An 11,477-nucleotide genomic window follows, 5' to 3' on the forward strand; every position below is an offset into this window, starting at 1 on the left:
CTGGTAAACCCAGCAGCTCAAGCAGCCCAAGCAGCCTCCAACCAAACACCGATCATTACGCTCACCCCAGAGATCGCAAGTGCGATTCGGGAGTTACAGCAACAAGCTAAACCCGTGAACGCGGCTCAAGCCAGTGCCTTAGAGCAGTTAAAGGGCTTAGTGAACCAAGCAGCTCAGGCAGCTCAGGCAGCCCCTCAGCAAGCACCTACCATCACACTGACCCAAGACCAGGTCAATGCGATTCGTGATCTGGCGCAGCAAAGCAATCTACCGTTAGCACCCCAATTGGCTAGCCTGGTAAACCCAGCAGCTCAAGCAGCCCAAGCAGCCTCCAACCAAACACCGATCATTACGCTCACCCCAGAGATCGCAAGTGCGATTCGGGAGTTACAGCAACAAGCTAAACCCGTGAACGCGGCTCAGGAAACGCCAAAAGAACCAACAGCAGAGCTTAATCTTGTTAATGCGGCTGTTACTCCAACTCAACCTGTAGTTGAAAAGCTCACCACGAAGACTCTTGCAGACAGCGGCATTCGAGCTGATAGTAAAAATGTTTCAGCTTTAAGCATTCAAAATTCTAAAAATTCTGAGAACACGCTCACCCCCTTGTTTGCAGGTCAGGCATCTAAAGAAAAGATCGGCGGTGATAATTTCATCCGTCCAGCACCGGAGTCCGATTATCAGATCAGCGAACAAGAAAAAGTGGCTGATTTAAGTGCCCAGGATGCCAATACTCTAAGCACTCCAAATAGCGGTCTGGCACGTTTAGACAATCAAACACCAGAAGCTATACAAAAGTTTCAAATCAAGCAAACAGAGACCTCCCTAGTGAGTGGTCCCTTACATAGCGAGATTATGAGTGCTGCTAAGTCGGGTGGCGGTCGCATCATGTTTGAGTTAACGCCGCCTGAGCAAGGCACGATTCGGATTGACTTACGCATCAATCAAAGTGGCCAGGCCCATCTGATAGTCGAAGGTGCCAGCGACGCTACAAAATCTCGCTTAGATCAGGGAGGCCAAAATCTGAAGCAAGAGTTTGCTCAAATGGGTTTAAATCTCTCGCTAGATCTAAGGCAGGGCAATCAGTCACAACAGACCTCAGGACAGTCCTTTGCCAATGCCCGTCAGGACTATTATGCTAAGCAGCAGAATGTTGATTCAACTCCTAAAACCATGACAAGCACTGGTTTTATAGGTTCAGGTCATAATAGGACTGCAAGCGGTACAGTGCATCTGTTCGCTTAATATCATGAAGAATAAAGGGAATAAGCATGGCTGATGAAGAACGCGTAGAGCCTACCTTAGATGTAAACGGCGGAATACCACCCCCACCTGTCGTAGAGCAAGTAGAGGTTGAAGAAGAAAAGCCTAAAAGCAAAAAGATGCTATTTTTGATCATTGGATTAATAGTAGTGCTGGCTGGAGCAGTTGGTGGCTATTTCTACATGCAACATAATGCTGAGCTCAAAAGACAGCAAGAGGCCGAAGATAAACGGCCTGAAAATATTCTGAAGAAGCAATTAATGGAGCGCAAAGATAATGCTGCTCCGATTTACATTGCCCTAGACGAAATGATCGTAAACCTCCCTGGCAGAGGGGGTGAGCATTACTTGCAGACTAAGATGGTCCTCAGGACAAACGATGGATCCACTGAAGATAAAATCAAGACTTTCATGCCCGTCATTAGAGATAAGATTATTACGGTTTTATCCTCTCGCCAAATGCAAGAGTTGGCTACTGTAGAAGGCAAAACAATGATGGCCCGTGAGGTCGCACTAGTCATTAATTCCATCATTGCGCCCCAACTAACTGCTATTTATATACTCCAGCAACAACCAGCAACAGCTGATATTCAAAATCTAGAGAGAATTGGCGCTGTGCCAAAAGAAACCTCTTCAGGTCAGAAGATTACTGGTGAGGCTGCTAGGGCTGCAGCAGAATTTTGGAATGTTACGGAGATGGATTTACCTGTTCAGGCCGTACTATTCAATACCTTTGTAATGCAGTAAAATAGTGGCTGTACAGTCCACTTAGGAAGATATGGCGACAGGAGCAATCAATGTCGAGATGAACATTGCCGCTGAAGACCAGCAGTCAATGTTCGACAAATCGAAGATTATTGCTCGTCGGCGCATGCCGACATTGGAGCTTATACACGAACGCTTTTGTCGGGCGGTACGTTTATCTCTGTTTAATATGATCCGCGCACCGATTGAGGTGCAGATGCATATGCCAAGTGTCAAAAGCTATGGGCAATTTGTGTCTGAATTTCCTGAGCGTACCAATATCAATATCGTAGGTATTCGCCCATTGCGTGGCGTAGGGTGCTGGATCGTCGATCCCGGAGTTGTCTATATCGCGATTGATAATATGTTTGGCGGTGAAGGTCGGTTGGCACCAAGGCTTGCATTGCGGGAATATACGCCGACGGAGTTGCGTATTATTCGTCGCCTAGTCGATGCACTGCTCAACGACTATGAGAAAGCTTGGAAAGCGGTCTATGAGATTAAGTTTGACTTCATGCGCCAAGAGACTAATTTTGGGTTTGCCAAAATAACTTCCCCTAGCGAGATGGTGCTGCATTCAAAATTTACTATTGAGATTAATGGCAGACCAGGTGACGTTGACCTCTGTATTCCATTCTGGGTAATGGAGCCAATCAAAGCAATCCTGTATAACAATATGCAAGGCTTTGCAAGTGAGCCAGATGAACATTGGACGAACTTATTAAACGACCAGGTTCATGAAGCCCCAGTCACTGCAGTAGCTGTATTGGCTCGTAAGCAGATGCTCTTGCGTGAAATTACCTCCTTATCAGTGGGGGATATCATTCCCATAGAAATTAATGATCCGGTTACTGTTTATGTGGACGGATTACCTGTGATCAAGGGGCAATATGGCGTCAAAGAAGGGCGTTATTCAGTTAAGGTGAGTACGATTCAGCACCCTGCAGAATTCCTCAAGAGTCCTCTAGAGAAGGCTCGCCTTGGACCAAGCATGATGCGAAGTGCTGAAAAAGGCGAGTTATATGAGCAACTTGCAGAAAATCCTCTAGCGCCTGCCGCAATGAGGGCTCCTGAACCCAATCAAAGAGATGTCTCAAACGATACAATGGACCAATTCGCGAATACACTTGAGCCCAATGAATCCATGGATCAAGCAGGCTCAGCACAAGAATAAAAGAGGATCAAAATGGCTGAAAACGATAATGATTTAGCAAAAACACTGACGAGCGCTGATGTTTCTGGATCCCTTCGCAAGGCGACATTTAACAACCTAGAAGATGGCGCTAAGGCTGGCGGGGACTTTAACGATATTGATTTAGTGATGGATGTACCAGTTCAAGTCACAGTCGAACTTGGTCGTGCCAAGATGCAAATTCGTAATCTATTGAATCTGACTTATGGATCAGTGATTGAGTTGGATATCTTGGCTGGAGAGCCTCTAGAAGTCGTGGTAAATGGTTGCCTAGTAGCTCAAGGAGAAGTAGTTATTGTCAATGATCGCTACGGTATTCGCTTGACTGATATTGTGACTCCCGCAGAGCGTTTGCGTAAAATTAATCGCTGATCTTAAATGGGCACCTCAGTTGGAGGCATGTTGCTTTTCTCGTTCATTTGGCTGGCTCTAGCAGCTGCACTTATTTGGGTTGTTGCTTATTTAGTTAAGCGTGACTCCGCAGTACGCGCAAGCAATCCCCATGTCATGATTTTGGCTCAACAGGCTTTAGGTCCAAGAGAGCGAGTGATCATTGTGAACGTTCTCAATCGTATCTTAGTCATTGGCCATACACCCACTCAAATTAATCTATTGACCGAACTAGACCCTGAAGATGTGGCCCATTTAAAGCCACAGCCTAGTAATGTTGATTTTGCAAAGCAGTTAAGACAGTTGGTCAAGAGGAATATCGGTTGAAAAATAGAATCACCTTCCTCATGAGCGGAGTGATAGGGCTTTTGGGACTGTTCCCATTAATAGCATGGGGTCAGACTCTACCCCTCGTAACGGCTAAGCAGGCTGGTAGTGGCACGCTATATTCCGTTCCAGTTGAAACGGTGTTAGCTATTACCGCGCTCAGTTTTTTGCCAGCCGCTCTAGTACTAATGACCAGCTTTACGAGAATCATCATTGTATTTTCTTTATTACGTCAGGCTTTGGGTTTAACGACGATGCCGCCCAATATTGTTTTAATTGGGCTCTCGCTATTTCTGACTTTATTTATTATGAATCCTGTCTTTGATTCGATTTATAAAACTGCATATCAGCCTTACTCAGCAGGAAAGATGGGATTTCCTCAAGCAGTTGAGGTTGGTGCAAAGCCCTTAAAAGAGTTTATGTTGAAGCAAACTCGTAAAGATGATTTAAATTTATTCGTGAAGATGTATGGCAAAGAAATCCAAGCGCGTGAAGATGTTCCGTTTACTGTCTTAATTCCAGCATTTGCGATTTCAGAAATTAAAACGGGATTTTTAATTGGCTTTGTAATTTTTCTACCATTTTTGGTGATAGATTTTGCAGTAGCCAGCATCCTGACTTCACTCGGTATGGTGATGGTTTCGCCGATGATGTTTTCCTTGCCGATCAAATTAATTGTGTTTACCTTGGCAGATGGATGGGCCTTGCTCTCGACCTCATTAGTACAAAGTTACATTAATTAATTACCATGGAGAGCGGAGTCATTCTCGATTTGGTATATCAGGCATTGAGGATGGCAGCGGTGTTAGCGGGACCTGTATTAATGGCATTACTGGTAGTTGGTTTAATTATTGGCATTTTGCAAGCAGCCACCTCTGTTAATGAATCTACCGTTGCATTCGTTCCAAAACTCATTGTGTTTGCTGCTGTCATTGTCATCATCGGGCCGGTTAGTCTATCTTTATTTACAGACTACATTAAAGAACTGTTTGCCCGCATACCAGGTTTAGTGAATTAATTTATGTTGACCATTACCGGTCTACAAATTGAGCAATACATGGCAATATTTATGTTTGCCTCACTAAGAGTTTTTGGGCTATTTCTCACTGCCCCGATGTTTGCTATGCGAACTGTACCGATGCAATTTCGTTTATTTATTGCTTTGGCATTTGGTATTTATCTCATGCCGGTACTGGGGACCGATAAAATTCCTTACCCAGGTGAAATTACTTTTTTTGCTTCTGCAATTGAGTTGGCGATTGGCGCCTTCATTGGCTTTGTGGTGCGTGTAGCATTTATGGTTTTTGACATTGCTGCAGAGGTACTTTCTTTTTTATCGGGCTTTAGTTTTGCCTCTTCGAGCTTTCGGGATCCCACTTTAGATTCTGGCCTAGTATCCCAATTTATAGCTTTAACAGTATTGGCGCTGGTATTTTCTCTGAATATTCACTTAGTCTTAATTGATTTAGTGTTGACCAGCTTTAAAACGGTACCATTAGGGGTGTGGCCTCAATCCTGGACATCCAAAGGATTGGTCGATTTATTTTCCGCTTCATTTCGTTTGGGCTTAGTGCTATCAATGCCAGTGTTACTGGTTTACACGATGTTTAATTTAACGCAAGCATTTTTGGGAAGAACTAGTCCACAGATGAATTTATTTTCAATTGGTTTTGCGGTCAGCATACCCCTCGCGTTTATAGTTATCTTTATGATTCTTCCTGACTTGCAAATGATTTTGGAGCGCTCGCTTGAGAACCCTTTACAGCTTATTCGACAAGGTGTGGAGCTGCCTAATGCACAATAAGCTCAATATGAAATCCCTGATGCATTTTGCAGGCGGTACTTTATTTATTATTGCTAGCTTTTCTGCTGGGGGTCAGAGCATTGATGTATCTGATCAATCAACATTTCAAACAGGCTCAGTCGAAATAGTCATTACTCCAAAAGAGCAGATCGCCATACAGCAGAATTCGCTAAATCAATCCCTCGATTCTTTGGATGATTGCGATAGAAAATTTCCTTTTCCAGTGACCGCAGAGAAGAGCGACCCATATAGTGACAGGGGCGCTGATATCTGTAAGAAGCTAAAAATTCGTGGGCAGCGCATGCAATGTGAAGTAGATGCTTTATTAGAAGAAAAGCCTGCATCCAATACAACAGGTGCCAAAATTGAGCTAGCTGCTTGGTCTCGTTGCAATAGCAAGGTGGCTAATTTGCTAATTGAGGGCTACTATCTGCCTGCTAGCGAAATTGAAAGAAGATTACAAATTTGTAGCTCAAACTATTATGCTGATCCTGGTAAGCTCCCAAGGCTCGGATGGTATCAACGCTTTTTAAAGTGGTATACCAGCAATGATTTGACTCCACCGCCAACCGATGCGGCCCTTGAGGTGGCATTAAAACAATCAACACCGCTAGATAGCCGACAAGATAGTGCTGGCTTAATGAAGTGTGAGTGGATGTTTAATATTAGCCGTACCCCTCAGGTAGATCTCTTGCCAAGCTCTAGCAATAGTAATATTGAGACTAAACCCACCCCAAAGGCCCCGGCTAAAAAGCCTGCCAAGAAGTAAGCCCCTTTTTTATTGACTGCAGGCCAAATAGCCTTTTTGTGACTTAAATGGCCAAAGTAGGGCCATTTAAGTCCTTTAAGGCCGACCATTAAGGTCATCAATGGGGTCGCTGAAAATATATTTATCCATTTTTCTTAAACGAAATGGCAAATGTTTCCGTAAGCGGACTCATGATGAATAGAATCTTCAACCCTATCGCTATGGCAACATCTGCCATCCTCCTGTTATTGCTTGGTCAGCCAGTAATGGGGTCTGACCACGCTCCGGTAGCTGCCCCTGCGGAAAAGCCAGCTGATAAAGCCAAGGTGACAGTGTCCCCAGGCCCATCCAGTGATGAAGAGATGAGCAAGGCTCTGACTAATAAAATTAGCAAGGGATCTGGCGATATCGTGATTCGTAGCAGTGATCTGTCTGTTGCAGGCAATGCGCCGCTCTCTACAGAAGCCAAACCTAAACCCGCAGTGAAAGCCTCAGCCAAGACTTCGGAAAAAGAAACACATGCACCTCATTGGTCGTATTTTGATGGACCTGGCGGTCCAGATGACTGGGGTAATTTAAGTAAAGATAACTTGGCCTGCCTGAAGGGTAAGACCCAATCACCGATCAATATCAATATTGATCGAGCAGTCAAAGCAGAATTGAACCCTCTCGAATTTATGTATAGAGCTTCACCTTTATCCATTGTCGATAATGGACATACCATCATGGTGAACTACGGCGAGGGTAGCAATTTGATGGTCGATGGTAGGCAATATCGATTGATTCAATTCCACTTTCACAAGCCTAGTGAAGAAGCGATTAATGGTGAGCGTACCGACATGGTGGCGCACTTGGTTCATCAACATTACGACGGCAGCTTAGCAGTTGTTGCCGTTTTAATGAGTACCATAAAACCAGCGGCACTGAAAAAATATTGGTGGGGTGACGATTCAGGGCAAGAGAACGCTTTAATTAATACCCTCTGGAATAAGGTTCCACTAGTCAAAGGCAAGACTGAGAATCCTGGGGTCATGATTGACATCAATCAAATGTTGCCAGCGGACAAAAGCTATTTCACTTATATGGGATCTTTGACAACGCCACCGTGTAGTGAAAACGTGCTGTGGCTGGTTCTAAAAAATCCTATTTATGTAAGTGAGGCACAAGTAAAGAATTTTGACCGTATGTACCCTATGAATGCGCGACCGTTGCAGCCTAAAGGTGATCGTCTGGTTAAAGAAACTAAAGATCGTTAATTTAGTTACTCGCTAATAGCTAAATAGACAAAGAGCCCATCAATGCGCCCTAATAATCAAAAATCTGTAAAAGCGGGGGGCAACTTAAGCTTAGTTTCTGGTCACACTCAGGCTGCTGAGCAAATGGATCAGACTCAAGATTTGTTTGAGCAAGGGATTGTTTGTCATCGTACCGGTAAGCTCAAAGAGGCTCAAGATTTATATGAGCAAACATTATTAGCTCAACCTGATCACGTTGATGCAATGCATTTACTGGGTTTGATTGCTTATGAAACGGCTAATTTTGACCTTGCAGAACATTTGATGCAAGGAGCGATCACGCTCAATCCCAATAACTCTTCTTATCATTCGAATTTAGGGAATGTCTTAAAAGCAAAGCAAAAATATGATGCTGCTATTGTTAGTTACGATAGTGCAATTCAATTAACACCAAACTCTACCTATACGTATTACAACCGTGGTAATACCCTGCATATCCAGAAGAAACTAGAAGATGCAGTAGCCAGTTTTGACCGAGCGATTGCGCTCTCTTCCGATTTTGCAGAAGCCTATAACAATCGTGGTAATGCTTTAAAAGATCTCAAGAAATTTGATGAGGCAATTGGAAGTTATATTGCGGCTATTCAAATTAAGCCAGAATATGCCGAAGCCTATAACAATCTTGGCAACGCTTTAAAAGATCTCAAGAAATTTGATGAGGCGATTGGTAGTTACTCCACGGCTATACAAATCAAACCAGACTATGCCGAAGCCTATAACAATCTTGGCAATGCCTTAAAAGAGCAAAGGCAAATCGATAAAGCAATCCAAAGCTATAGTCGGGCAATTGATTTAAAGCCTGATTGTTTTGAGGCATTTAATAATCGGGGCAATGGCTTAAAAGAATTACAGCAATTAAGAGGTGCTATCGCAAGCTATGACAAAGCCATTGAAATCAACCCTAATTTTGCAGAAGCCTATTGGAATAAGAGTTTAGCGTTATTGCTTGGTGGTGATTACATTAACGGCTGGAAATTTTACGAGTGGCGCTGGCAAAGAGATGTATTTGTTCCACTCAAGAGGGATTTCCCTCAACCTTTATGGCTTGGCACTCCCTCTTTATTAAATAAGTCAATCTTATTGTATGGAGAGCAAGGCTTTGGAGATACGATTCAGTTTATTCGTTATGCAAAGTTGGTGTCTGATTTAGGCGCAAAGGTGATTGTAGAAGTGCAAAAGCCTTTGATCGCCTTACTGGCAGATTTAGACGGTATTGCATTGGCTACTTACAAAGGTGAAAAACTGCCTGAGTTTGATTTCCAGTGCCCCCTCATGAGCTTGCCTTTTGCATTTAAAACCACTGTCGATACAATCCCCACGCGCAACCCTTATCTCTTTGGCGATATAGCTAAAGTGGCGCTTTGGGAAGCCAAGTTGGGACCTAAAATTAAGCCGCGTGTAGGGCTTGCTTGGAGTGGTAACCGCAGTCATAAAAATGACCACAATCGCAGTATCTCTTTAAAGCAGTTGTTGTTATATCTGCCAGATAATTGCCAATATATTAGTTTGCAAAAAGGCGCTACTTTTGACGATGGCAGAACACTTCAGGCTAATCCCCAAGTTTTGAACTTTGCTGATGATTTGCACGACTTTAGCGATACCGCTGCTTTGACTGAACTTTTAGATTGTGTGGTTACTGTAGATACGAGCGTGGCTCATTTGGCTGCCGCCTTGGGTAGGAAAACTTGGATACTTCTCCCCAATGATCCGGATTGGCGCTGGCTACTGAACAGAGAAGATAGCCCTTGGTACCCAACGGTCAAGTTATATCGACAGCCAGTTTCTGGCGATTGGTTCACTGTCTTTACGAAAGTTCGAGAGGATTTACTGGCTTTAAAGTGAGTAGCTGCTCACAAATTCTTGGCTCAGTATTCATTGGGCAGGCGCTAGAGGCCTAAAATCAATTAGTAGTAAATAAAAGGGCAGCTATTACCAACTGCCTTAATCAAAAACGGCAAAAATTGCCGTTTTTGATTATGACCCTCCATTTTTGACCTAAAACTTGTCTTTTTGGGTTAATGCAGGGTTCAATCAATACCACTTATCTGAAATTTCTGGCAATCCTTAAAACTGGCACGCTCTTTGCATATCTACACATGAGAATTTTCCCTCTGGTATGTCATTCCCAATTAGGGAGGAGTAGAAATGAACGTAGTGCCGCAATACGACCCATTGAGTTTTGGCGAAGCCGCGCTAAAGTTGCGCACCTTTCGCCAGCAAATTTTGGGTAATAACTTAGCAAACTCAGATACCCCTGGCTTTAAGGCTAGAGATATTCGCTTTGCTGACGTATTGAAGGCTCAGATGGAAGGCACTCTGCCGTCAATGGATGTTTCCATGGCGACAACCCATGCTGGACATATTGAAGGAAAAATTACAAAAGAAGACCCACGTTTACTGTATCGAGTGCCAAATCAGCCATCTAAAGATGGCAACACGGTCGATGGTGACGTTGAGCTTAGCGAATTTACCAAGAACTCAGTATTTACTGAGTCAGCATTAAGTCTATTAAGTAGTACATTGCGCTCGCGGATGTCTGCTATTACTGGTCAAGCATCATGAGTTTATTAGCCACCTTTAATATTGGCTCTTCGGCATTGACGGCGCAAGCGATGCGTCTGAATACTACCGCCTCAAATATTGCCAACGCAGAAAGTATGTCTGGTCCAGATGGCCGTCCATACCGCGCGCGGCAGGTTGAGTTTAGTGCGATTACTAGTCCCAATTCACCTGGCGCAGGTGTGGCTGTGAGCAAAATTGTTGAAAGTGATGCCCCACTGCGGATGGAATATCGCCCGGGACATCCAAAAGCCAATGCTGCAGGCTATGTAGAAATGCCCAATGTCAATCCAGTTGAAGAGATGGTCAATATGATTTCAGCATCTCGTTCGTATCAAATGAATGTTGAAGCCATGAATGTCACACGCCAACTGATGTTAAAGACTTTAGATTTAGGTCGTTAGAATTTTTTTGAAACAGATCAATAGATAAAGAGCAGAGAAAATGACAACAACCGGACCAATGAGCAATATTCCTGTCTACGATCCAACCGTAGCGGCTAGTTCTGCCACGAGTTCATCGAGTGGAACTTCTGCGGCAGATCAAACTCAGAACTTTTTAAAGCTATTAATAGCGCAGATCAAAAATCAGGATCCAATGTCACCGATGGATGCATCGACTATGACAGCGCAAATGTCTCAGCTCAATATGGTAACGAGTATGAGCAATATGAATACCTCCATGACAGCCATGCTCAATCAAATGCAAAGTGTGAATTTCATGAACCAAGCTTCACTCATTGGTCATAGTCCAGAGGTAGCCGGTAATAGCATTTCTTTTGATGGCACAAATTCAGTCGTCCTCGGTGCAAATGCAGCAAATCCTTTGACTGCAGTAATGGCAACGATTACGGATGCTAGTGGAAATATTGTTAACACCGCTAGCCTAGGTACTTTAGTGGCTGGAATGAAGAATTTTGCATGGGACGGCGTCGATGCGAGCGGTAATAAAGTGGCTGCAGGAAACTACAGCATAAGTATTAGCGGTACCAATACCGCAGGAGCAACAGAGTCACCAACAGTTTACGTAGCATCACCAGTGGCCGCTGTTAGTAAAGGCGCAAATGGCGATTCGCTACTAACTTTAGTAGATGGAAGACAGATTAACGCATCAACAATCCAGCAGTGGATCAATTAAATCAATTAAGAAAATAAGC

General features: G+C 43.8%; 14 protein-coding genes. All 14 read left to right on the forward strand.

What is annotated here, in order from left to right; genetic code table 11:
* Positions 1 to 1,245, forward strand: a 1,245-nt coding sequence (locus FD977_RS02245) for a flagellar hook-length control protein FliK (protein ID WP_215305967.1), incomplete at its 5' end; no start/stop codon positions are given.
* Between the two features lie 26 nt (positions 1,246 to 1,271).
* Positions 1,272 to 2,009 carry a flagellar basal body-associated protein FliL gene (fliL, locus tag FD977_RS02250; protein WP_215305969.1) on the forward strand — a complete coding sequence of 246 codons (738 nt, stop codon included), beginning with the start codon at positions 1,272 to 1,274 and terminating at the stop codon, positions 2,007 to 2,009.
* Between the two features lie 31 nt (positions 2,010 to 2,040).
* Positions 2,041 to 3,180: a flagellar motor switch protein FliM gene (gene fliM / locus FD977_RS02255; RefSeq protein WP_215305971.1), complete on the forward strand. Its 1,140-nt coding sequence runs from the start codon at positions 2,041 to 2,043 to the stop codon at positions 3,178 to 3,180.
* A gap of 12 nt (positions 3,181 to 3,192) precedes the next feature.
* Complete coding sequence (gene fliN / locus FD977_RS02260; protein ID WP_215305973.1) at positions 3,193 to 3,570, forward strand: flagellar motor switch protein FliN; 378 nt, start codon at positions 3,193 to 3,195, stop codon at positions 3,568 to 3,570.
* Between the two features lie 6 nt (positions 3,571 to 3,576).
* On the forward strand, positions 3,577 to 3,915 hold the full coding sequence (gene fliO, locus FD977_RS02265; RefSeq protein ID WP_215305974.1) for a flagellar biosynthetic protein FliO: 339 nt from the start codon (positions 3,577 to 3,579) through the stop codon (positions 3,913 to 3,915).
* On the forward strand, positions 3,912 to 4,658 hold the full coding sequence (fliP, locus tag FD977_RS02270) for a flagellar type III secretion system pore protein FliP (RefSeq protein WP_251369516.1): 747 nt from the start codon (positions 3,912 to 3,914) through the stop codon (positions 4,656 to 4,658). The genes fliO and fliP overlap by 4 nt, the downstream gene beginning before the upstream one ends.
* 5 nt (positions 4,659 to 4,663) lie before the next feature.
* A complete protein-coding gene (locus FD977_RS02275) occupies positions 4,664 to 4,933 on the forward strand; it encodes a flagellar biosynthetic protein FliQ (RefSeq protein WP_215305976.1) in 270 nt (89 codons plus the stop codon).
* 3 nt (positions 4,934 to 4,936) lie between these two features.
* Positions 4,937 to 5,719, forward strand: coding sequence for a flagellar biosynthetic protein FliR (locus FD977_RS02280; protein ID WP_215305978.1), 783 nt, complete (start codon positions 4,937 to 4,939; stop codon positions 5,717 to 5,719).
* On the forward strand, positions 5,709 to 6,488 hold the full coding sequence (locus FD977_RS02285) for a hypothetical protein (RefSeq protein ID WP_215305980.1): 780 nt from the start codon (positions 5,709 to 5,711) through the stop codon (positions 6,486 to 6,488). The genes FD977_RS02280 and FD977_RS02285 overlap by 11 nt, the downstream gene beginning before the upstream one ends.
* A gap of 170 nt (positions 6,489 to 6,658) precedes the next feature.
* Entirely contained in the window at positions 6,659 to 7,723 is a 1,065-nt protein-coding gene (locus tag FD977_RS02290) for a carbonic anhydrase (protein WP_215305982.1), read from the forward strand.
* A 42-nt stretch (positions 7,724 to 7,765) separates the two neighbouring features.
* Positions 7,766 to 9,604, forward strand: coding sequence for a tetratricopeptide repeat protein (locus tag FD977_RS02295; protein WP_215305984.1), 1,839 nt, complete (start codon positions 7,766 to 7,768; stop codon positions 9,602 to 9,604).
* 303 nt (positions 9,605 to 9,907) lie between these two features.
* Positions 9,908 to 10,324: a flagellar basal body rod protein FlgB gene (gene flgB / locus FD977_RS02300; protein WP_215305985.1), complete on the forward strand. Its 417-nt coding sequence runs from the start codon at positions 9,908 to 9,910 to the stop codon at positions 10,322 to 10,324.
* Positions 10,318 to 10,725: a flagellar basal body rod protein FlgC gene (gene flgC, locus FD977_RS02305; protein ID WP_215307011.1), complete on the forward strand. Its 408-nt coding sequence runs from the start codon at positions 10,318 to 10,320 to the stop codon at positions 10,723 to 10,725. The genes flgB and flgC overlap by 7 nt, the downstream gene beginning before the upstream one ends.
* 40 nt (positions 10,726 to 10,765) lie before the next feature.
* Complete coding sequence (locus FD977_RS02310; protein ID WP_215305987.1) at positions 10,766 to 11,458, forward strand: flagellar hook assembly protein FlgD; 693 nt, start codon at positions 10,766 to 10,768, stop codon at positions 11,456 to 11,458.
* Positions 11,459 to 11,477: the final 19 nt, after the last annotated feature.

The sequence above is a fragment of the Polynucleobacter sp. AP-Elch-400A-B2 genome, from assembly GCF_018688355.1.
In the GTDB taxonomy this organism is placed as follows: domain Bacteria; phylum Pseudomonadota; class Gammaproteobacteria; order Burkholderiales; family Burkholderiaceae; genus Polynucleobacter.